The following is a 22,142-nucleotide window of genomic DNA, read 5'->3' as shown; positions in this document are numbered from 1 at the left end:
GGGCTGACGCGGGTCAGCCCGAGATGCGAATCGGGTTGACCAGGTCGGCGTAGATGAGCAGGCCGCCCATGACGAGCAGCACCGCCGCCATCGCGTAGGTCAACGGCAGGGCCTTGGCCACGTCGACGTACCCCGGGCTGGGCCGCCGCCGTACCCGGGCGATGCCCCGCTTGAGGCCTTCCCAGAGCCCGCCGAGGATGTGCCCTCCGTCGAGCGGCAGCAACGGGATGAGGTTGAACATCCCGACGGCGAGGTTGAGGCCCGCGAGCAGGTTGACGAAGATAATGATCTTGTTTTCGGCGGACAGGTCCGACGTGGCGATCTCCCCGCCGATGCGGCCCGCGCCGACGATGCCGATGGGCCCGTTGGGGTCGCGCTTCTCACCCGAGAAGGCCGCCTGCCAGACTCCGACCATCTTCTTCGGGATGTTGACCATCGCCGCCGCGGTGGTCTCGGTGAAGTCCCACATCCGGCCGACCACGTAGCCGGGGCCCGGCCTCTCGAGAACGCTGACGGGCGCCACGCCGAGGAAGCCCACATTCTTCTGGATCTTGGTGGGGTCGTCCGGCACCGGCATGTCCTGCGCGATGAGGTTCACGTTGACCGCCAGCGTCTTGCCGGCCCGCTCGATGCCCAGCGTGGTCGCTCCGGCGCCGAGGTCGCGGATCCGCTGCGTGGTCTCGTCCCAGGACTTCACCGCGGCTCCGCCGACCGACACGATGCGGTCGCCGGGGCGCAGCCCCGCCTGGGCAGCGGGAGTGGCCGGGTCGCCCGGCCGGCAGTCCCGCTTGTCCACCTCCGTCGTCGGCATCACACATCTCGACACGGTCGCCACGACGGGCTGGGGCGTCTGCACGCCGAACCCGATGAAGACGACCGCGAACAGCAGGAACGCGAGGACGAAGTTCATCGCCGGGCCGCCGAACATGATGATCGTCTTCTGCCACCACGGCTTGCGGTAGAAGACCCGGTCCTCGTCACCGGGGCGGATCTCCTCCGACGCCACGGCCCGCGCGTTCTCGATGAGGCCCTGCCACGGACCGGTCGAGATGCTGCGCAGCTTGGTCGGATCGTCGTTCGGGCGCGGCGGCAACATGCCGACCATCCGGATGTAGCCCCCGATGGGAAGCCACTTCACGCCGTACTCGGTCTCTCCACGCTTACGGGACCACATCGTCGGACCGAAACCGACCATGTACTGGGTGACCCGCACCTTGAAGATCTTGGCGGGCACGAGATGACCGATCTCATGCAGCCCGATCGAGAGCAGCAACCCGACGAAGACGATCACGAACCCGGCCAACGAGAGCAGGATCATCAGCGCGTCCCCTCAAGTCGGAGATGGTGCCCTGCCAGACATCGCACCATTCGAGGGTAGCCCACGACATCGCCTCCCGAGCCGGGCCCGCGACGGTTCGGGTTGCGGGAGGCTGACCGGAACGGGACACTTCGTTGACAGTATGCATCCACTCGATCACCCTGTGAAAGACCGCGCAGAGGGGAGCGTCTTGATCCGGATCCTGGTTGCCGAACACCTTCCATTGGTACGGCGAGGCCTGGTGGCATCGCTCGACGGCGAAAGTGATCTCGAGGTGGTGGCGGACGTCGGCTCGGCCGAGGACATCGTCCCGGCGGCCCTCGACCTCCAGCCCGACGCCGCGGTCATCGACGTCGACCTGCCCGGGGTCGACGGGCTCAGCGCGGCCGCACGGCTGGGTGAGAAGGTGCCCCGCTGCCGGGTCATGATCCTCTCGGGCCAGCCCAATCCCGGACATGTGAAACGGGCCTTCGCGGCGGGCGTCCTCGGTTACATGAGCATCCAGGTGGCGCCGGAACAGCTCGCCCACGGGATCCGCCGGATCAGCTCGGGACACCGCGTGGTCGATCCCGACCTCGCGGTCGCCGCGATCGAGGCGGCGGACAATCCGCTGACCCCTCGCGAGCTCCACGTCCTGCGTCTGGCCGCGGGCGGGGCCCGGTCGAAGGAGATGGCCGACCAGCTCGGCCTGTCGGTCGGCACGGTCCGCAACCACCTGTCGCGGATCATCTGCAAGACCGGGGCCCGCAACCGCGTCGACGCCGTCCGGATCGCCGCCGACGCGGGCTGGTTGTAGCCCGGCTCACCCTCGATCGGCTCGCGACGTCTCCACTGCGGCGGCGTCCTGCCTGCTCGCCGGCATCGCGCCGCTCAGGAACGGCAGGCCGACGGGCTCACCGTGGAGCGCGCCGCCGACCGCGAGCAACACCCCCGCGGTTCCTGTGGCCAGATCCATGGACAGGCGCAGCAGCCGTTCACCGGGAAAGGCCAGATGCCCCTGGTACATCATGGAGTGCCATGACAGCGCGGCGAGCTGGCGGCCGGCCTCGGGGTCCTCGAGCCCCCAGCCGCCCGCGCGCTCCCTGCACAGGTAGGCGAGGGCTCCGGCCCGTCCGGTGAACAGCCCCGGCTGACGGTGGAAGAGCGACCGCGCCGCCCGGTCGAGCCGCTGCCGCGCCGCCGAGAGCCCGGGGTCGGCTCGGTAGCGCAGGAGCTCGCCCAGCACCCAGGAGATGCCCACGCTGCCCCGGTCGAGGCCGGCCAGGACCCGCCTGCCCTCGACCACCCGTAGCGACCCGTCGGCCTGGACGGCGCAGCGGCCCAGATCGAGCCGGAGCGCCGCCTCGGCCTGGTCGAGCCACTGCACGTCGCCCGTCTTCTCATACAGCCGGAGGAACAGCAACGCCGGCCCTGACGCCCCGTACATCAGCCCGGTGCCGCCGGGGCCCTGCCCGGGGAGACGCTCGGCCAGCGTGCTCGCCGTGCCGAGCGCCTTGTCCAGCTCGCCGAGGTAGATCTGGTTGAGGCCGATGCCGGCGAGCCCGCCGTACAGGTCGGTTCCCTGCACCGGTGGACGGTCGCGCCCGGCGGCCGCGATGACCTCCAGCGCGGCCTGGTGATGGCCGAGGTTCGCCAGGGTGTGCGCCACCCCGTGCACGCCGTCGTAGAAGCCGGGCCTGCCGCCGCGTGCGCCGTTCAGCGCCCTGCTCAGCAGCCACTCCTCGTGATCGGGATAGCGGCCGGCGCCCGTCACGTGCAGGGCGTACAGCACGCCCGCCGCGCCGTGGGCGAACCCGAGGCCGCCGGACTCGAACTGGGCGATGTCGCCGGGGAAGAGCCGATCGGTGCGCTCCGGCGTGGCGGACGCCAGGATCGCGCGCGCCATCGACGACCGCATCTGGCGCCAGCCGTCCAGCGAGGGAGAGAGCCTCGTCTCACCGCCGCTCACGATGCGGACCGCGGGCCGCAGGAAGCCCTCCTTGAGGGGGAAACTCCGGCGGATCGCCTCGGCCAGCTCGGCGGCCTTCCCCCTGTCGAGGAGGAACAGCTCGGTGAGCGGGAGGAAGAGGGCGAAGCGCAGACAGGCCAGGGCGAACCGGTCGACGTCGAAGCCGACGGTTCCCAGCGGAGCCCCGAAACCGGAGCCCGCGAAACCGGTTCCGGTCGCCTCGAGCACCGGCTGGGCCGCCTCGAGGCCCACCACCGTGACGCCGCCGTCCGGCCGGACGATGAACGACGCCATGTCGAGGTCGCGCAGGACGAGCCCGTTCATGTGGAGCTTCATGACGGCGTCCTCGACAGTGGCGCAGATCTCCGTGGCCCACTCCACGTAGCCCTCGAGGTCGGCCTCCCCCGCGCCGCCGAGCGGGTGACGGGAGGCGAACATCTCGCTCAGCGGCTCCCCTGCGACCCGGTCGGTCGCCAGGTAGTGGCGTTGCCCCTGCGTGAAGTACGCCCTGAGCTCGGGGGCCACGCCGAGGCCGGCGAGTCGTTCGAGCACCTGCCGCTCGTGGGACAGACGGGCGACGGCGTCGGCGCCGGCCTCGTCCAGACCCGCGTCGGGGTGCGCCTCCTTGAGCACCACGCGCTCGCCCGTGCGGGCGTCGCTCGCGAGGTAGACCGCGCCTCCGTTGGTCCGGCGCAGCACGCTTTCCAGGCGGTACGGCAGGTCGGCGGCCGGATCGTCATGACCGGCCATGAACGGAAGGAGGAACGCGGGCGGCGTCACGTGGGGCGGCAGGGTGAAGGCCGGCTCAGGCCGGTCCCCATCCTGCGGCGTGAGGCCCGTGCCACCGTCCTCGCCGTCGTATCGCACGTAGATGGGGCCCTTGCCGCACCTCAGCCCGCCGGGGACCGCGGGACCACGATGACCGCCCAGAAGGCCGTCGAGCTCGGCCAGCGCCGTCTCCAGCTCCGCCTCCCCGGCCGGATGGACGGTGATGAACGTCCCGCTCGATCCGCGGTCGGCGTGCTCGGCGTTGTTCAGGTGCAGGATCGGCCGTGTCCGGACGAAACCGAAGGCGAGCTCCCGTTCGAGGCAGTGCTCCCCCACCTTCGCCAGGACCTCGGGCGCCTCCTCGATGCGTGCCGAAATGTGGATCTTCCAGCCCTGGCCGGGCGGCGTCGCGGTCAAGGGCCGGTAGGCCACCGCACCGGGTTCGCGCGTCCGCGCCCATCCACCCGGCACCGTGCGATGGGCCAGCTCGAAGCCGGGGTCGTCGGGACCGGCGAGCGGCGAGTCGTAGAAGGTCGGATCGGCGAGACAGTAAAGCTCATAGCGCTTCTCCACGATCCGCCCCATTTCAGGCCGTTCGGCGCCGGCCGTACCGAGACTCGGGGCCGCGCGCGCGGCCGATGACCTGGCACACGATACGCGCATGGGAGATTACATGGAGTGATGATTGTCGCCTGTCGCGGCGCTCTCCGGACCGGCGCTCAGGGACGCCAGATGAGGACCAGCGCGCAGTCGTCGTTGTGCCCGGACGTCATCGACTGGACGAGTTGGCGGGCGCGGTCACGGAACCCCGAGGGCAGGAGCCGTTCGGCCTCCCCCAGCAGCCGGTCGAGCCCGGCGTCGATGTCGCGCCCCGGCTGCTCGATGAGCCCGTCGGTGAAGAGCATGAGCGCGTCGCCCTTGCGGAGCACCCCGCTGTCGGGCTCGCAGTGCAGATCGGGGACCACTCCGAGGACGACGCCCTTGGCCGTGGAGACCCGCCACGTGCCGGTGCCCGCGTCGAACTTCACCACGGGCGGATGACCGGCAGAGGTGATCTTGTACTCGCCGGTCGACAGGTCGAGGGTCAGGTGAACGGCGGTGACGAACCCCTCGTCACCGAGTTGCCGGTGGAGATAGGTGTTGCAGGCGGCCAGGAAGTCCTGGACCGACCCGAGCAGGCCGCCGAACGTCCCGGACAACATGAGCGCCCGCGTTCCCGCGTCCACGCCCTTGCCGGAGACGTCCACGACCGCGATCTCGACGTGGTCGCCCTCGCGCATGGACACCACGAAGTCGCCGCCGAAGGACGAGCCGCCCGCCTGCTTGAGCACCACCTTGCTGCCCCATTCCTTGGGGAGCGGCGGCAGCTCACTCTGCCGCTTCAGCCGGTCGCGCAACTCCAGGAGCATCGCGTCGCCGCGGAGACCCTGCACACCGAGCTTGCCGCGGGTGCGGGCCATCAGCCACGCGAGCACGGCGGTGAAGCCCATCGTTATCAGCAGGCCCGCCCCGACGCTCTCGATCCCTCGGATCGCACCCGTGTACGACAGGGAGAGCGCGACGGCGCACAACAGGATGGCCAGGCTGCGCAACCGCAGTTGGAGGCCGCCCATGAGGGTGACCAGGATGAGCAGCGAGGGCGAGAACCAGTAGGCGGAGACCTCCGCGTCGAGGATCCCGATGAGCAGGGTGACGACGACCAGCGCGATCAGCAGGCTGCGGTCGTTGGACGAGAGTTTCCGCACAAAACGGACAAGCGGCACCAGCAGCGGGACGCGTCCCAGGAACGCGCGCAGCCGGGGAGGAATCAGCGGCGCCGGACGGGAACTCATGATGAGCTCGACTGTATCCGCCCAACCCGCATGAAGGCACCCACTTGACCAAGACCTTGATCATCAAGCACGTATATTGGGTGGCTGTCGATCATCGGCCGCTTCTAGTGTGAACGGGTGACTGTCGAGGTTCGCCCCATCACCGAGTCCGAATGGCCGGCCTTCGCCGCCGTCGACTACGAAGCGTTCAACTCCTCCTATCCGCAGGCGGCGACCGATCGCTGGCGGGAACTGGCCGAGATCGACCGGTCGCTGGCCGCCTTCGACGGCGAGCTGATGGTCGGCTGCACCGCCGTGATCACCTTCACGATGACGGTCCCCGGAGGGCCGATCCCGGTGGCGGGCGTCACCGCCGTCGGCGTGCTGCCCTCCCATCGCCGCCGGGGCGTGCTCTCGGCCCTGATGACCCGTCAGCTCAACGACCTGCATGAGAACGGTGAGGCCGTCGCCGCGCTCTACGCGTCCGAGGCGGGGATCTACGGCAGGTTCGGGTACGGCAGGGCGGCCGACGCCCTCTTCTTCCGCATTCCGAAGCGCGGGTCGGAGTTCGTCAGGAACGCACCCGCCGACCCGGCGCTGCGCCTTCGCGTGGCCAAGCCGGCGGACGAGCTTCCCCGGCTCCGCAAGGTCTTCGATTCCGTGCGGACCGACCGTCCCGGCCTGTACGCGAGGTCGGACGCCCGGTGGCGCATCGAGGTCCTGTCCGACGAGGAGCACGACCGCGCCGGCACGGGCCCGCTCCGCTGCATGATCGCGGAGGACGACGAAGGCCCCCGCGGCTACGCCCTCTTCCGGGTGAAGACCGGCTACACCGACCACGACGTCGCGGACGGCGAACTCCGGCTCAAGGAGCTGTTCGCCTCGGACCCCGCGGCGTACGCCATGCTCTGGCGCAGCGTGCTGGACCGGGATCTGTGCTCCCGGGTCTTCGCCTGGAGCCGGCCCGTGGACGACCCGATCATCCATCTGCTCGCCGAGCCCCGCAATCTCAACGCGGGCTGGCTGGACGAGTTGTGGGTCCGCCTCGTGGACGTCGACCGGGCGCTGGCCTCGCGCTCCTACGCCGCGCCCGCCGACCTGGTCATCGAGGTCGAGGACGACGCCTGCCCCTGGAACGCCGGCCGATGGCGGCTCACCACGGCCAAAGGCTCCTGCGAGCGGACCGACGACCCCGCGGACCTCACCCTGCCCGTCACCGTGCTCGGCGCGGCCTACCTCGGCGGACGGCCGCTCACCGCCCTCGCAGGAGCGGGGATCGTCCGGGAACACCGCGAAGGCGCGCTGCGTGAACTGTCGACCGCGATGTCCTGGGACCCGAAGCCGTGGGCGGGTCTCGTCTTCTAGGCTCGGGGCATGGCACTGCAAAGCTTGCAGATCACGGCGATGACGGCGATGCGGGCACGCGACGTGTCACGCCCGACGGAGGAGCAGCAGGACGCGGCCGACCGGCAGCCCCTCCGCGACGAGACGCCCCGGCGGGAGACTCGCCGGGGCAGGGAGACGAACGGCGCGACCGGCTCCGGGCCGGGGAACGGCCCGAACCGGCGGGACACTCCCTAGGGGAGGGGCGGCAGCACGCCTGTCGCCTCGAACCGGGCGAGTTCCTCGATCCGGCGGGAGTGCCGCTCCTGCCCCGAGAACGGCGTCGCGAGGAACAGCTCCACGAACCGCACGGCGTCCTCGAGCGGGTGCATCCGCGCACCGACGCTGATCACGTTGGCGTCGTTGTGCTCCCGGCTGAGCCGCGCGGTGTCGTCGCTCCAGACGAGAGCCGACCGGATGCCAGGCACCTTGTTGGCGGCGATCTGCTCGCCGTTGCCCGAACCGCCGATCACGATGCCCAGACTGCCGGGCTCGTCCGCGACCCCGCGCGCGGTGCGCAGGATGAAGGGCGGGTAGTCGTCCTCCGCGTCGTAGACGGAGGGCCCGCAGTCCTCCACGTCGTGGCCGCGCTCCTTGAGCCAGGCGACCAGGTGGTTCTTGAGTTCGAAGCCGGCATGATCGGAGCCGATGTAGACACGCACAGGCCAAGTTTCGCAGGTTCGTCCGGGCGACACGACCGGGGGCTGCATTACAGTAAGAGACGTGACCCTATCCGGGTCCTTACATGTACCCGCGCGGACGAGGACGGGGCCGCGAAGCAGGCAGGAGCGTCATGCACGAGATCCGTTACGTCGGCGACCCGGTCCTGCGCACGCCCGCGGAACCGGTGACGGATTTCGACCGCGAACTGCGGCGCCTGATCGACGAGATGTTCTCGGTGATGTACGCGGCCGACGGCGTGGGCCTGGCCGGCCCCCAGGTCGGCGTCGCCAGGCGGTTGTTCGTCTACGACATCAGCAACCGCAAGGGCCACGTGATCAACCCGGAGCTGACCATCGACGACCCCGAAGAGGTCGTCGAGGAGGAGGGCTGCCTGTCGGTCCCCGGCAAGCAGACCGGTAAGCCGCTCTACGCGCCGACCGGCCGGGCCGCGGGGGCGACGATCCGCGGCCTCGACAGACTCGGACGCCCGGTCGAGGTCAAGGCCCGCGGGATGCTGGCGCGCTGTTTCCAGCACGAGTTCGACCACCTCGAGGGCACGCTCTACGTCGACAGGCTGGCCAAGGACGAGCGCAGGAAGATCCTCCTGCAGGCTCCCTAGGCCCCCGCGGTCACAGGTGGAGGGCCTTGACCTCGAGGTACTCCTCCAGGCCGAACTGCCCGAGTTCCCTGCCGACGCCTGACTGCTTGTAGCCGCCGAAGGGCGCCAGCGGGTTGAACCGGCCGCCGTTGACGTGCACCTGACCCGTCCGCAGCCGCCGCGCCACCGACATCGCCTTCTCCTCGGTGCCCGCCCACACCGCGCCCGCCAGGCCGTACGGCGTGCCGTTGGCGATCGAGACGGCCTCGTCCTCCGTGGCGAACGGCACCACGGTCAGGACCGGCCCGAAGATCTCCTCCTGCTCGATCGACATGCCGGGCGAGACGCCGGCGAAGATCGTCGGCTCGACGAAGTAGCCCCGGTCGAGGGGGTTGTCCGTGCCGCCGAGCACGAGACGGGCGCCCTCCTCCTGGCCCAGGTTGATGTAGCGGATCACCCGGTCGCGCTGGGCGGCGGACACGACCGGCCCGAGGCGCGTGCCCTCGGCCAGAGGATCACCCGTCGTGTACCCGCGGGCGATGTCCACGGCGAGCCGGACGGCGTCGTCGTACTGGTCCCAGTGGACGAGCATGCGGCTCCACGCGGAACACGTCTGCCCGGAGTTGATGAAGGCGTTGGCGACGCCCGCCTTGACGGCGGTCTCCATGTCGGCGTCGGGCAGGATCACGTTCGCCGACTTGCCGCCGAGTTCGAGGGCGACCCTCTTGACCGTCTGGGCCGCGAGCGCGGCGACGCGCCTGCCCGCGCGGGTCGAACCGGTGAACGAGACCATGTCGATGCCGGGATGGGAGGCGATCGCCTCGCCGACCACCGGCCCGTGACCGCTCACCATGTTGAAGACGCCCGGCGGCAGGCCGACCTCGTGGAAGATGTCGGCCAGCGCGTAGGCGGCGAGGGGGGCCACCTCACTCGGCTTGAGCACCACGGTGCAGCCGGCGGCGAGCGCCGGGGCGACCTTGCAGATCACCTGGTGGAGCGGGTAGTTCCACGGAGTGATCGCGCCGACCACGCCCACGGGCTCCCTGACGACCTGGGAGTTCCCCACCCTGCCTGCGTCGAAGTCGTAACTCTCGGCGAGGTCGCCGTAGGAGGCGAGCACTCCGGCGGGCATCAGCGTCTGCACCTTCAACGCGAAGCCGAGCGGCGAGCCCATGTCCGCGGCGATCGTCGCGGCGACGTCCTTGGCCCGTTCCTCGAGCAGGCCCGCGGCGGCGACCAGGAACTTGGCGCGCTCGGCGGGAGCCGTACCGGACCAGGAGGGGAAGGCCGCGCGGGCCGCGGTCACCGCTGTGTCGACGTCTCCCGGCCATCCGGCGGGGACCGTCTCGATGACCTCTTCCGTCGCCGGATTGACGACGTCGACGCCCTCGCCGGAGGCCGAAGGAACCCAGGCTCCATTCACGTAAAGGTGACGCATGAACCTCATCCTTGCGCGGCGGCTGTCATATCGCGACGGTTCGGGCCACGCATGCCGGAAAAGACGCTCACCGGAGGCGCGGACCCCTCGAGCCAAGTGTTACTCCACAAGGTCCACTTCCGCCAGTCAGGAGAAGACGGGCTTTCTTGTCCGGGAACGCTTCAGCTCGAAGAAGCCGTCGGTGCCGGAGACGAGCAGGACGCCGTCCCACAGCCGGCCGGCCGCCTCGCCGCGCGGGATGGGCGAGACCACGGGCCCGAAGAACGCGGCGCCCGCCACGGCGATCACCGGGGTGCCGACCTCCTGGCCGACCAGCCCGATGCCCTCCCCGTGGGAGGCGCGGATCGCCTCGTCGTACTCGTCGCTGTCGAGGGCGTCCGCGAGGTCGCGTTCGAGCCCGGCGGCGGCGAGCGCCTCCTCGATCGTCTCGCGGTCGCGTGTCCTGCCCTCGTCGTGGAAGCGGGTGCCGAGTTCGGTGTAGAGGTCGCCGAGGACCCGGTCACCGTGCTTCCGCGCGGCCGCCGCGATCACGCGGACCGGGCCGAGGGTCTTCTTGGAGCGCTCGCGGTACTCCGCGGAGACGCCCTTGTCCTCGTCCTCGTTGAGGACGGCCAGGCTCATGATGTGCCAGTGCACCTCGACGGGGCGGACCTTCTGCACCTCGAGGATCCACCGTGAGGTGATCCACGCCCAGGGGCACGAGGGGTCGAACCAGAAATCGGCGCGCGTTCGATCGGACACTGTGCCACCCTCTCCACCAGAATGTCGTTCCATTACTGTCAACCGTACTGTCAACCGGGCTTCGGCTTCCTGATATTCCAGGTAGGGGACATCTTGAATCCCGGGTTGTCAGCGCGGCATGGCAGGATTCAGGCAACCCTCTCGCGACGGGGCGTAGGGGATCGGGGCGATGTGGTTCACAAGGAGCAGGTGTGGCAGGCAATCTGACGCGTGAAGAGGCTCGGGAGCGAGCCCGGTTGCTGACGGTCCAGTCGTATGAGGTCGAGCTCGACCTCACCGAGGGGGAGGACCGGTTCGAGAGCATCACGACCGTCCACTTCACCTCCAGCCGGCCCGGGGCCGACACCTTCATCGACCTGCACGGAGCGCATGTCCGCAAGGTCGTGCTGAACGGCGCGGACCTCGACCCGGCGACCTACGACGCCGACAAGGGACGGATCCCGCTGCCCGGCCTCGCCGAGCACAACGAGCTGCGCATCGACGCCGACGCGTCCTACATGCGCACCGGTGAGGGCCTCCACCGTTTCGTCGACCCGGTCGACCAGCAGGTCTACCTGCACAGCCAGTTCGAGACGGCCGACGCCCACCGGATGTACGCCTGCTTCGACCAGCCGGATCTCAAGGCCACCTTCGAGCTGACCGTCCTCGCGCCGGCCGCCTGGGAGGTCGTCTCCAACGCCGCCCCCGACTCGGTGTCGGGGCTCGACGAGCACCACGGACGGCACGGCACCCTCCAGGCCGCGCGGCGGTGGCACTTCCCGCCCACGCCGGTGATGTCGACCTACATCACCGCCCTGATCGCGGGGCCGTACGCCGTGGAGCGCGACGAGCACGACGGCATCCCGCTCGGGGTCTACGTGCGGCGCTCCCTCGCCCAGCACCTCGACGCGGACAACATCTTCGAGATCACCAAGCAGGGTTTCGACTTCTTCCACCGGGTCTTCGGGCTGCGCTACCCGTTCGGGAAGTACGACCAGCTCTTCGTGCCGGAGTTCAACGCCGGCGCGATGGAGAACGCCGGCGCCGTGACGTTCCTCGAGGACTACGTCTTCCGCTCGCGCGTGACCGACGCCGTCGTGGAGCGCCGCGCGGAGACGATCCTGCACGAGATGGCGCACATGTGGTTCGGTGACCTGGTCACCATGCGCTGGTGGGACGACCTGTGGCTGAACGAGTCGTTCGCCACCTACATGTCGGTGCTCTGCCAGGCCGAGGCCACGCGCTGGGGCCAGGGCGCGTGGACCACGTTCGCCAACGTCGAGAAGTCGTGGGCGTACCGGCAGGACCAGCTGCCCTCCACCCACCCGATCGCGGCGGACATCCCCGACATGCAGGCCGTCGAGGTCAACTTCGACGGCATCACCTACGCCAAGGGCGCCTCCGTCCTCAAGCAGCTGGTCGCCTACGTGGGCCTGGAGAACTTCCTCGCCGGCGTCCGCGACTACTTCAACGAGCACGCCTGGGGCAACACCACCCTGCAGGACCTGCTCTCCGCTCTGGAGCGCACGTCGGGCCGCGACCTGTCGTCCTGGTCGAAGGAATGGCTGGAGACCTCCTGGGTCAACACGCTGCGCCCGTCGTTCACCACCGACGACGAGGGCCGCTTCCTGACCTTCGACGTGCTCCAGGAGGCGCCGCAGGAGCACCCGACGCTCCGCTCGCACCGGGTCGCGATCGGCCTCTACTCGCTGGACGGCGGCGTCCTGACCCGCACCCGCCGGGTCGAGCTCGACGTCGTCGGCGCCCGCACGGCCGTCACCGAGCTGGTCGGCGAGGCACAGCCCGACCTCGTGCTCGTCAACGACGACGACCTCACCTACGCCAAGGTCCGGCTCGACCCCCGGTCGCTGTCGACGCTGGTGAACGGCGGCATCGCCGCCTTCCAGGAGTCCCTGCCCCGCGCGCTGTGCTGGTCGGCGGCCTGGGACATGACCCGTGACGCCGAGATGGCCACCCGTGACTATGTCGCGCTCGTGGTCTCCGGCATCGACTCCGTGCGCGACATCACGGTCGTGCAGGCCGTGCTCCGGCAGGCGCGCCTCGCGATCCAGCAGTACGGCGACCCGGCGTGGCGGGCCACCGGCCTCGCCCAGCTGGCCACCGCGCTGCGCAACCTGATCGGCTCGGCGGAGCCGGGGTCGGACCACCAGCTCGCCTACGTCAACGCCTTCACCGCGGTCGCGACGTCGGCGGACGACCTGGCCTTCGTCCGCGGCATCCTCGACGGCACCGGCGTGCCCGAGGGGCTGGCCGTCGACACCGACCTGCGCTGGACGCTGACCCACGCGCTGGTCTCCGGCGGAGTGCTCGGCGCGGCCGACATCGACGCCGAGCTCTCCCGGGACGCCACGGCCACCGGCGAGCGCTCCGCCGCGCTCAGCCGGGCCGCGATCCCCACGCCCGAGGGCAAGGCCGAGACGTGGGCCGCCATCACCGGCGGCCGGTTGAGCGGCGCGCTGCTCCGGTCGACGGTCCTCGGCTTCATGGACCCCAACCACGTCGAGCTGCTCGAGCCGTACGGCGACAGGTTCCTGGACGAGGTCGAGCGCATCTGGGCGGAGTGGACCTTCGACTCGGCGCAGAACTTCGTCGTCGGCTGCTACCCGGCACTGCTGATCAGCGCGGACACGGTGGCCAAGACCCAGGACCACATCGCCGCCGCCCAGCCCCCCAACGCGTTGCGCCGGCTGCTGCTGGAGGGCGCGGACGGAGTCAGCAGGGCCCTGAAGGCCAGGGAGAGGGACGCGGCCGCCGAGTAGCGCACCCCCCGACTCACCCAGGAAGTCCCCGAAGGCCACGGTTTCGCACCGTGGCCTTCGGCGTGAAAGCCTCACGCAAGCCGGATGCAAGCTCCACACGATGACATAGCGATCGTTTACAGCACAGAACTTCCCGGTCTACCGTCCCTCCAGGAGGCCTCCCCATGATCCCCTTGATCGTCGTCGTCGCCATCGTGGCCGTGCTGGCCGTGGTGATCGTGTCCCATTACAACCGCCTCGTACGCACCCGTAACGCCGTGGACAACGCCTGGGCGCAGATCGATGTGCAGCTCAAGCGCCGCTACGACCTGATCCCCAACCTTGTCGAGACCGTGAAGGGCTACGCCGCCCATGAGCGGCAGACCATCGAGGCCGTGACCGCCGCCCGCTCGATGGCCATCAACGCGCAGGGCCCCGCCGATCGGGCCGTGGCCGAGAACGCGCTCTCCGGCGCCCTCAAGAGTCTTTTCGCGGTCGCGGAGGCCTACCCCGACCTCAAGGCCAGCCACAACTTCGCGGAGCTTCAGGAGGAGCTGGCGACCACGGAGAACCGGATCGCCTACTCGCGGCAGTACTACAACGACGCCGTCCTGACCTACAACAACGCGATCCAGACCGTTCCCGCCAACATCGTCGCGGGCATGACGGGCTTCTCCGAGAGGGTCTACTTCCAGGTCCCCGGCGAGGAGCTCGGCTCGGTCCAGGTGCGGTTCTAGCCATGATCATGTGGATCGCCGCAGCCCTGGCCGTCGGCCTGTGGCTGCTGGTTCTGCTCGTGCTCGCCGCGGCGACGCGGACACCGGAGGTCAAGGCCGGGCCGGCCACCGAAGCGCTGGGCGAGCAGTCCCCCGCCATCGTCGACCTGCTCACCGGAGACTGGCGGCTGACCAATGAGGCCGCCTCCGCCACCGTGCTCGACCTCGCCGCGAAGGGCGCGCTCGCCATCGAGGAGATCGGCCCGGAACTCTCCCTCGTACGGCTCCGCCGCGACCCCGGCGACCTCAACGCCTACGAGAGGCTCGTCTACGAACACGTCCGCTCGCTCGCCGTGGACGGCGTCGTCGCGACCGGCGCCCTCGCCGAGGGCTCACGCGACATCTCCCGCTGGTGGAAGAGCTTCCGCAAGAAGGTGATCGTCGAGGCCCGCGCTCAGGGCCTGTCCCGTCCGCGCTGGAGCAGGGCGCAGGCCGCGCTCCTCACCACGACGGCGGTCGCCGTCGCCGTGCTGGTCGGGATCACGGCGGAGGTCTCCCACGCCGCGGCGAACGCCTCCGACGAGGAGGGCAGTCCCGGCGTCGCAGCGGGGTTCTTCTGCTTCCTCCTGCTCGCCGGCCTGATGAGCAAGCTCAACGGCGAGCGTGGCACCAAGCGCGGCGCCGAGATCGCGGGCCGATGGCTCGGCGTGCGGGATCATCTCTCCGCCACCGGGCGCTTCGGCGAGCAGCCCGCCGCGTCTGTCACGATCTGGGGCCGGCACCTCGCCTACGCCGCGGCCCTCGGCCTCGCGCCCCGCGCCGTGACGAGCCTGCCGATCACCACTCCCGCCGACGACAGCCGGGCCTGGTCCGACTACGGCGGCATGTGGCACCCCGTCCACGTGCGCTATCGCTCGCGCAGGTTCTGGGGCCGCAAACCACTGACGATGATCGGCCACGGTCTGCTCGCGGGGATGATGATCGGGGTCTGGGTGTTCATCCTCCTGCTCGTCGCGACGAGTTTCGGGTACTGGCCGGACGCGCTCCTCACGCCCACGCCGGTGCTGGTCGGCGGGGCCATCGCCGCGCTCCCGATCATCTACACGATCATCGACTACTCCGGGAACACCATCATCCAGGGGCAGATCGTCCGGCTGCGGAAGTTCGGGGAGTCGAGCGGCGACAGCCCCTCGAACCCTGAGTACTTCTGCGCCGTCGACGAGGGCCGTTCCCGGGAGGTCCTCGCCTACGGCCTCCCCTCCGAGCTGTACGGACCCCTCAACGAGGGGGACCTCGTGAGAGCCGTCGCCGGCAAGAGGATGGGCTGGATCAGGAAGATCGAGGTCCTCGAACGCGCCCGCCCCCGCGACACCGCCTACAACGACACCGGTGAGCACAAGGTCAACGCGCCCGAACACCTCGGCCAGGTCAAGATCTTCGAACGGTCGGCCCGGCCCGACGCGCCCGCTGGCGAAGGCGACGTGCGCCCGGCCGATCTCGTGACGCCCGCCGACCTCAAGAACGCGCTGGGCATCGACGTCGGCGCAGCCGGGCCGTACAGCGGCACGCCGCTCGCCCCCGCCTGGTTCCACGTCAACTCGTGCCGCTACACGACGGGCTCGGGATGGACGGTCGACGTGCACGCCGCGGCCGGCAAGCGCTCCCGCTACCTGATGGTCCTCGGGCACATGCTGACCCGTGCCGAGGGCAAGCCGGTCCAGGGCGTGGGCAGGCAGGCGATGCTCTACCCCGGCGTCGTGTCGGCCACGACGGACGAGGGCACCTTCGCCATCAACGTGTCGACGCCCGACGGCCCGCCGCCGCCCGACCCGCTGATCGCCCTGGCCCGCGCGGCGGTCACCCGGCTCGGCCCGTCCTGAAGGGGCCGCCGGTGGACTCGGCGCGGGACCTGCTGATCGCCCTGGCACGGCGGTACTCCTTCGGCGACGTCGGGGCCCTCGCCCCGGCGGTGCTGAAGGACCGCGAAACGGCGGCCATGGTGACCTCGGTCTGCGAGTTCGGCCGGCTGCTGCTGACCCTCGACGCCGAGGACTTCGCCGCCGACGTCGACGTGCGGGCCGTCCCGGCCGATCTGCGCCGGCGCGCGAGCGACTGTCACCTGCCCCAGACGCCGAGGGAGCAGCCGCGCGGGGCGCTGGGGTCGATGCGCCCGGCGTACGCGCTGCTCCTCGAGGTGATCGAGATCCGCTGGGCCCGCCGCGAGCTCAGCGCCATGATCGCGGCCGTCCACATCGCCAGCGAGTACCTGCCGCTGCTGGCCATCGAGCCCGCGCTCGGTCACGCGGGCGACCCCGCCCGCTGGCCGGAGGCGTTGAGCGGACCGGGAAGCCGGTTCGGGACGATCGGCGACCGGATGTGCCAGCACACCAGGGCCGAGCAGTCGGCGGCCGAGCGGACGCTACGCGTCGCGGCCGAGCCGGGAACCGGCTGGCGTGCGTATCTCGACCGGCAGCACAGCCAGGTCGCGGGCGCCCTCGCCACCTGCGCGGCCCGGTGCAGGAACCCGTGCACCGCCCTGTCCTGGGTCTCCGACCTCGACGACCTGACGCTCCGCTGCCGGGTGGCGCTCGCCTTCGCGCAGAGCCCGCTCGTACGGCTCCGGCACGCCGCGCCCGTCGGCCACGGTTTCGGCGTCCCCTCGGCCGAGGAGGTCCTCGACGCGTGGGGGCGCAGCCGTACGGCCCTGGACAAGAATCCCGTCGGGCATCAGGCGACGAGCGACGACGGCTTCCCGCTGCCTGGGCTGCCCAGCCTCATGTCGGCCGTCGCCGCCTCCCCCGTGGTCCCGGGCAGCCTGCTGGCCGACGTGTCGGCCCACCTCGTGAGCCTGCTCGAGTGACGGCGGCCTTTCGTCTCACCAGGCCCGACGTCGCACCGGACCGGTCGTCTCACCGGACCGGTCGTCTCACCAGACCGGCGGCCGCCGGGCACCCCAGAAGCCGCCCACGGACGCCTCGACCTGGGCGGACAGCGAGATGAGCGTGCCCTCGTCGCCGAAACGACCCCCGAGCATGACGCCGACGGGCAGTCCGTCCGGCGTCCAGTAGAGCGGGAGGTTGACGGCCGGCTGGCCGCTGACGTTGTACATCGCGGCGAAGGGGGCGAAGCCCTTCATCCGCTCGAAGGTCTCCTCCGGGGAGTCGACGTCCTCGAACCAGCCCACCGGCACGGGCAGCCGGGTGACCGTGGGAGTCAGCACGGCGTCGTACTGATCGGTGACCAGCGACGCGAACCTGGTGGCCAGTTGCAGCGCCGACTGCGCCTGGAGGAAGGCGGGCGCGGGGACGGCCTGACCGCGCTCGCGCAGCCACGCGGTGAGCGGGCGCAGCTTCGGTTCCATCTCCTTGGAGACCGGGTGCATGCAGGCGAAGCTGAACCACAACTTCTCGAACTCCGGGACCATGTCCGCTCCGAACGGCGGCGCGATCTCCTCGACGTCGTGACCGAGCGACTCGAGTACGGCCGACGCGCTCTCGTAGGCCGCGAGCACGTCGGGGTCGACCTGCGCGCCGGGAACGGCGGGAGTGGCGTAGCGGGCGATCCGCAGCCGGCCGGGCTCCCTGCCCACATAGGCCGAGAACGACCCCAGCGCCGGCGGCGGCGCCCAGTAGAGGTCTCCGGGGTTGTTGTGCGCCATCACGTCGAGCAGGGCCGCGGCGTCCGCGACGTTCCTGGTGATCGGCCCGTTGGTCGACAGCCCCGCGAGGTCGGGGACGATCGGCGCGTACGAGATCCGGCCCCTCGTCGGCTTGATGCCGTACAGGCCGCAGAGCGACGCGGGGATCCGGATCGAGCCCGCGCCGTCGCTGCCCTGGGCCGCGGGGGCGAGCCCGGCCGCGACAGCGGCCGCCGCTCCCCCGCTCGACCCGCCCGCGGATCTGGACAGGTCCCAGGGCGTGCGCGCCGGCTCGCTCACGTAGGTCTCGGTGTAGCACGGCAGCCCGAACTCCGGCGTGCTGGTCTTGCCCAGCATGATCGTGCCCGCGTCCCTGAGACGCTCGACCACGCTGTCGTCCACCGGCGCGACGAACCCGTCGTAGGTCGCCGAGCCGAAGTGGATCGGCACGTCCTTCACGAAGTTGAGGTCCTTGATGGGCACCGGGACCCCGAGCAGGGGCGGCAGGTCGCCGGCCTCCTCGCCCGCGATCCGTGCCTCCTGTTCACGCGCCTGGTCGAGTGCCCGATCGGCGGTGAGGGTGACGAATGCGCCCACGGCGTGGTCGAGCCGTCCGGCACGTTCCAGGTAGTGCTCGGTGATCTCCACCGGGGACAGTTCCCGCGTTCGTACGGCCGCCGCCTGCTCTAGGGCGGTAAGATCATGAATGTGCGCCACGCTACTGAACGGTAGGCCGAAGAGGCCAAGATATCTAGAGAAGATACCCGGCTTGGACGACGGCGAATCAGCTCAAGCAGGCCACAAAAGTATGAACCATCCAACACTAGGCACCTGCCGACACCTCAACTACCGTGAGTGATGTGGATACCGGTCTAGCGCCAGAAGACGGTCACGATACGTCACCCATCTGGGTCAGTGACCACACGTCGGAGCGAGCCCCGACAGCACCTGACGCTCCAGCGTCTACCTATGCGCCTGTCGAGCGTGCGTCCGTCAAGAGCCTGCTCCAGCATCCCCGTTACCGCCATCTGCGCCTACGTGTGCTGATCGCGCTGGGCGTCGGTGTCGTCACGGGCGTTCTGCTGGCGAGTTGGCGGATCGGAGTCACCTTCGCGATCATCGCGGCCGTGGCCGACACGGTCTATCGGGCGCGGACCGTCTCCTCGATCCCCGCGTGGAGACGTGCCTCCGCGGCGGAGCGGCGCACGGAGGGCCAGCTCAAGAAGTTGGAGCGGAGCGGCTACCGGACCCTGCACGCGCGCGCGATCCCCGGGAGCGAGGCCCAGATCGACCACCTGGTCGTCGGCCCCACCGGCGTGTACGCGGTGGACTCCGAGAAATGGGACCGGCGGCTTCCGGTCCGGGTGCAGTCGCATCGCAAGCTCTTCCACGGGCCGTTCAACCGCAAGCCCAGGCTCGACGAGGCCCGGTGGGAGGCCTCGCAGGCCAGCGACCTGATCAGCAAGGCCCTCGGCCGTGAGGTCACGGTCGTCCCCTCGCTCGCGATCTACGGCCCGGCGATACCGTGGCGGATCCTCAACATCCGCGAGGTGGACGTCTTCTCCGGCAGCATGGTCCGCAAGTGGATCACCAAGCGGGAACGGTCCCTCACGACCGCGGAGGTCGAGTCGATCTACCGGGCCGCCGACCGGGTCCTTCCTCCGCGATATCCCGAGTAGTGGACCGGGGTCTCAGCAGTCGGGCGAGCGCCGTACCATTTGAAGACTCATAGTCTTCTGATGGGAGTCAGGCCATGCCCGCCCTCAGGTCTCGTACGGTCACACACGGCAGGAACATGGCCGGTGCCCGGGCGCTGCTCCGGGCGACGGGTGTAGCGGGCGCCGACTTCGGTAAACCGATCATCGCGGTGGCCAACAGTTTCACCCAGTTCGTCCCCGGCCACGTTCACCTGCGCGAGGTGGGCGACGTGGTGGCCGCGGCGGTCCGTGAGGCTGGCGCGATCCCCCGCGAGTTCAACACGATCGCGGTCGACGACGGCATCGCGATGGGCCACGGCGGCATGCTCTACTCGCTGCCGTCCCGCGAGCTGATCGCGGACGCCGTCGAGTACATGGTCAACGCGCACTGCGCGGACGCGCTGATCTGCATCTCCAACTGCGACAAGATCACGCCCGGCATGCTGCTCGCCGCCTTCCGGCTGAACATCCCGACGGTCTTCGTCTCCGGCGGCCCCATGGAGGCCGGCAAGACACCGGGCCGCAAACTCGACCTGATCGACCCGATGATCGCCGCGGCCGACGACAGCGTCTCCGACGCCGACCTCCTGGAGATGGAGGAGAACGCCTGCCCGACCTGCGGGTCCTGCAGCGGGATGTTCACCGCCAACTCGATGAACTGCCTCACCGAGGCGATCGGACTGGCCCTGCCGGGAAACGGGACCGTCCTCGCCACCCACACCGCCCGCAAGGCGCTCTTCGAAGAGGCCGGCCGCACGGTGGTCGAGATCACCAAGCGCTACTACGAGCAGGACGACGAGTCGGTCCTGCCGAAGAACATCGCCACCCGCGACGCCTTCGAGAACGCCATGGCCCTCGACGTCGCGATGGGCGGATCGACCAACACGATCCTCCACCTGCTCGCGGCCGCCAGGGAGGCGGGGGTCGACTTCGGGCTCAAGGAGATCAACGAGGTCTCACTGCGCGTGCCGTGCCTGTGCAAGGTCGCGCCGGCCACCGCGAAGTACCACGTCGAGGACGTGCACCGCGCGGGCGGCATCCCCGCGATCCTGGGCGAGCTCGACCGGGCGGGGCTCCTGCAGCGCGGTGTCCACAGCATCCACTCCGCCTCTCTCGGCGACCACCTCTCGCAGTGGGACCCCAAGTCCCCGACGGTCACCGACGAGGCGATGGAGTTGTGGCACGCGGCTCCGGGAAACGTCCGGACCGTGAAGGCCTACTCGCAGAGCGCCCGCTGGGACTCGCTCGACCTCGACCGGGCCGACGGCTGCATCCGCGACTCGGAGCACGCCTACACCCGTGACGGCGGACTTGCCGTGCTGTACGGCAACATCGCCCCCGACGGCTGCATCGTGAAGACGGCCGGGGTCGACGAGTCGATCTGGCGGTTCTCCGGCCCCGCGGTCGTGTTCGAGTCCCAGGAGGACGCGGTCGACGGCATCCTCGGCGGCAAGGTCAAGGCCGGTGACGTGGTCGTCATCCGCTACGAGGGTCCCAAGGGCGGCCCCGGCATGCAGGAGATGCTCTACCCGACGAGCTTCCTCAAGGGCAAGGGCCTCGGCAAGGCATGTGCCCTGGTCACGGACGGCCGGTTCTCCGGCGGGACGTCCGGCCTGTCCATCGGCCACGCCTCACCCGAGGCGGCCGAGGGCGGCCTGATCGCCCTGGTGGAGGACGGCGACACCGTCGAGATCGACATCCCGGGCCGTTCCATCGAGCTGAAGGTGGCCGACGACGAGCTCGCCGGCCGGCGGGAGCGGCTGATCGCCGACCTCGGCGGCTTCCGCCCGCGCGACCGGCACCGTCCGGTCTCCGTGGCCCTGCAGGCGTACGCGGCGATGACGACCTCGGCCTCCACCGGGGCGTCCCGCGACCTTACGCAGCTGTCTCGGTAGCGGATTGCGATAATTCGTTCGGAAAAATGTCGGTGGTGCCAGTTATCGTCAAGGTATGGCCAACGTCACAAGGCACCCGGCACCGCTGACGACCGCTGAACTCGCCGCTCTGGCCCTGTCCCTCGCTCATCTGGGGGCAGGGCCGCAATCCGTGACCGCCCGTCGCGGGCTCCGTCACGCGTTCGAGCACCTCGACCTGGACGACGACGTCATCGCCACCACCCTGTCGACCCTCACCACGCCGCTGCCCCCCGACGTCGCCCGGCGCGCCAGGTCCGTGGCGAACGCGATCAGCGCACGGCTGGTGATCCGCCTGCAGTACCTCGATGCCGGCGGCCGGCTCACCGTCCGCGACGTCGAGCCGGTGACCTGCCTGGTCCACCGCGATCACTGGTATCTGGTGGGCTGGTGCCGGATGCGCCGGGGAATCCGGGCCTTCCGGTTCGACCGGATCGTCTCGGTCGAACCGACCGACGTGCCCGCCCGGCCGCATCTGGCCGAGCGCTACCTGCCCTTCCAGCGCCGCGCCGCGGCCTGAGCCCGCGAAGGGCTGACCGCAGCAACCGCCGCCGAACGCGGGGCTAGCCGCAACAACCGCCGCCGCAACAACCTCCGCCGGACGCGGGGCGAGGCGCGGCGGCGGCCTTGCCCGTGACCGCGACCGTGGACAGCAGCTTCACGGTGTCGTCGTGTCCCGACGGGCAGGCCGCCGGGGCGTTGGACTCGGCCATGGGCCGGTTGAGCTCGAACGTCGATCCGCAGGCGCGGCAGCGGTAGTCGTAACGCGGCAT

General features: G+C 70.3%; 19 protein-coding genes. 11 read left to right on the top strand and 8 right to left on the bottom strand.

Features of this window, described 5'->3' with window-relative positions; translation table 11 throughout:
• Positions 1-13: 13 nt before the first annotated feature.
• Positions 14-1,318 carry a M50 family metallopeptidase gene (locus tag Pmi06nite_RS35115; RefSeq protein WP_203957503.1) on the bottom strand — a complete coding sequence of 435 codons (1,305 nt, stop codon included), beginning with the start codon at positions 1,316-1,318 and terminating at the stop codon, positions 14-16.
• Between the two features lie 142 nt (positions 1,319-1,460).
• Here Pmi06nite_RS35115 and Pmi06nite_RS35110 point away from each other — a divergent pair, with 142 nt between their 5' ends.
• Positions 1,461-2,114, top strand: coding sequence for a response regulator transcription factor (locus Pmi06nite_RS35110; protein ID WP_308442553.1), 654 nt, complete (start codon positions 1,461-1,463; stop codon positions 2,112-2,114).
• 6 nt (positions 2,115-2,120) lie between these two features.
• On the opposite strand, the gene lanKC is transcribed toward Pmi06nite_RS35110, so the two are convergent.
• Together lanKC and Pmi06nite_RS35100 are read right to left on the bottom strand one after the other, a co-directional pair.
• Complete coding sequence (gene lanKC, locus Pmi06nite_RS35105) at positions 2,121-4,607, bottom strand: class III lanthionine synthetase LanKC (protein ID WP_203957501.1); 2,487 nt, start codon at positions 4,605-4,607, stop codon at positions 2,121-2,123.
• Positions 4,608-4,753: 146 nt separating this feature from the next.
• Positions 4,754-5,866 carry a PP2C family protein-serine/threonine phosphatase gene (locus Pmi06nite_RS35100; protein ID WP_203957500.1) on the bottom strand — a complete coding sequence of 371 codons (1,113 nt, stop codon included), beginning with the start codon at positions 5,864-5,866 and terminating at the stop codon, positions 4,754-4,756.
• Between the two features lie 117 nt (positions 5,867-5,983).
• Here Pmi06nite_RS35100 and Pmi06nite_RS35095 point away from each other — a divergent pair, with 117 nt between their 5' ends.
• Both Pmi06nite_RS35095 and Pmi06nite_RS35090 read left to right on the top strand, forming a co-directional pair.
• The gene (locus Pmi06nite_RS35095; RefSeq protein ID WP_203957499.1) at positions 5,984-7,210 is read left to right on the top strand and encodes a GNAT family N-acetyltransferase; all 1,227 of its coding nucleotides are present in this window, start codon (positions 5,984-5,986) and stop codon (positions 7,208-7,210) included.
• Positions 7,211-7,219: 9 nt separating this feature from the next.
• Positions 7,220-7,426 (top strand): hypothetical protein, encoded by a 207-nt coding sequence (locus tag Pmi06nite_RS35090; RefSeq protein WP_203957498.1) that lies wholly within the window; start codon positions 7,220-7,222, stop codon positions 7,424-7,426.
• Here the strand turns inward: Pmi06nite_RS35090 and Pmi06nite_RS35085 are convergent.
• Positions 7,423-7,890 carry a ribose-5-phosphate isomerase gene (locus tag Pmi06nite_RS35085; protein ID WP_203957497.1) on the bottom strand — a complete coding sequence of 156 codons (468 nt, stop codon included), beginning with the start codon at positions 7,888-7,890 and terminating at the stop codon, positions 7,423-7,425. The genes Pmi06nite_RS35090 and Pmi06nite_RS35085 overlap by 4 nt on opposite strands.
• A 131-nt stretch (positions 7,891-8,021) precedes the next feature.
• Here Pmi06nite_RS35085 and def point away from each other — a divergent pair, with 131 nt between their 5' ends.
• The gene (gene def / locus Pmi06nite_RS35080; protein ID WP_203957496.1) at positions 8,022-8,510 is read left to right on the top strand and encodes a peptide deformylase; all 489 of its coding nucleotides are present in this window, start codon (positions 8,022-8,024) and stop codon (positions 8,508-8,510) included.
• 10 nt (positions 8,511-8,520) lie between these two features.
• On the opposite strand, the gene Pmi06nite_RS35075 is transcribed toward def, so the two are convergent.
• Together Pmi06nite_RS35075 and Pmi06nite_RS35070 are read right to left on the bottom strand one after the other, a co-directional pair.
• Positions 8,521-9,927, bottom strand: coding sequence for an aldehyde dehydrogenase family protein (locus Pmi06nite_RS35075; protein WP_203957495.1), 1,407 nt, complete (start codon positions 9,925-9,927; stop codon positions 8,521-8,523).
• Positions 9,928-10,053: 126 nt separating this feature from the next.
• A complete protein-coding gene (locus tag Pmi06nite_RS35070) occupies positions 10,054-10,701 on the bottom strand; it encodes a DsbA family oxidoreductase (protein WP_203957494.1) in 648 nt (215 codons plus the stop codon).
• Between the two features lie 158 nt (positions 10,702-10,859).
• On the opposite strand from Pmi06nite_RS35070, the gene pepN reads away from it, so the two are divergent.
• The 4 genes from pepN (at position 10,860) to Pmi06nite_RS35050 (ending at position 16,982) form a co-directional block, all read left to right on the top strand.
• Positions 10,860-13,427 carry an aminopeptidase N gene (gene pepN, locus Pmi06nite_RS35065; protein ID WP_203957493.1) on the top strand — a complete coding sequence of 856 codons (2,568 nt, stop codon included), beginning with the start codon at positions 10,860-10,862 and terminating at the stop codon, positions 13,425-13,427.
• Between the two features lie 164 nt (positions 13,428-13,591).
• Positions 13,592-14,143 (top strand): LemA family protein, encoded by a 552-nt coding sequence (locus Pmi06nite_RS35060; RefSeq protein ID WP_203957492.1) that lies wholly within the window; start codon positions 13,592-13,594, stop codon positions 14,141-14,143.
• A 2-nt stretch (positions 14,144-14,145) separates the two neighbouring features.
• Positions 14,146-16,002, top strand: coding sequence for a DUF2207 family protein (locus Pmi06nite_RS35055; protein WP_203957491.1), 1,857 nt, complete (start codon positions 14,146-14,148; stop codon positions 16,000-16,002).
• Positions 16,003-16,013: 11 nt separating this feature from the next.
• The gene (locus tag Pmi06nite_RS35050) at positions 16,014-16,982 is read left to right on the top strand and encodes a hypothetical protein (RefSeq protein WP_203957490.1); all 969 of its coding nucleotides are present in this window, start codon (positions 16,014-16,016) and stop codon (positions 16,980-16,982) included.
• A gap of 66 nt (positions 16,983-17,048) precedes the next feature.
• On the opposite strand, the gene Pmi06nite_RS35045 is transcribed toward Pmi06nite_RS35050, so the two are convergent.
• Complete coding sequence (locus Pmi06nite_RS35045; protein ID WP_203957489.1) at positions 17,049-18,476, bottom strand: amidase; 1,428 nt, start codon at positions 18,474-18,476, stop codon at positions 17,049-17,051.
• Between the two features lie 323 nt (positions 18,477-18,799).
• Here Pmi06nite_RS35045 and Pmi06nite_RS35040 point away from each other — a divergent pair, with 323 nt between their 5' ends.
• From Pmi06nite_RS35040 to Pmi06nite_RS35030, 3 genes are all read left to right on the top strand, one after another.
• Positions 18,800-19,438: a nuclease-related domain-containing protein gene (locus Pmi06nite_RS35040; protein ID WP_239114414.1), complete on the top strand. Its 639-nt coding sequence runs from the start codon at positions 18,800-18,802 to the stop codon at positions 19,436-19,438.
• Positions 19,439-19,512: 74 nt separating this feature from the next.
• Complete coding sequence (gene ilvD, locus Pmi06nite_RS35035; RefSeq protein ID WP_203957487.1) at positions 19,513-21,351, top strand: dihydroxy-acid dehydratase; 1,839 nt, start codon at positions 19,513-19,515, stop codon at positions 21,349-21,351.
• Between the two features lie 55 nt (positions 21,352-21,406).
• A complete protein-coding gene (locus tag Pmi06nite_RS35030; RefSeq protein WP_203957486.1) occupies positions 21,407-21,889 on the top strand; it encodes a helix-turn-helix transcriptional regulator in 483 nt (160 codons plus the stop codon).
• Positions 21,890-21,932: 43 nt separating this feature from the next.
• On the opposite strand, the gene Pmi06nite_RS35025 is transcribed toward Pmi06nite_RS35030, so the two are convergent.
• Positions 21,933-22,142 carry an FmdB family zinc ribbon protein gene (locus Pmi06nite_RS35025; protein WP_203957485.1) on the bottom strand — a complete coding sequence of 70 codons (210 nt, stop codon included), beginning with the start codon at positions 22,140-22,142 and terminating at the stop codon, positions 21,933-21,935.

The organism is Planotetraspora mira, from assembly GCF_016863275.1.
Lineage (GTDB): Bacteria > Actinomycetota > Actinomycetes > Streptosporangiales > Streptosporangiaceae > Planotetraspora > Planotetraspora mira.
Note: the sequence above shows the minus strand (reverse complement) of the source record. Positions and strands in the feature narration are given on the sequence as shown.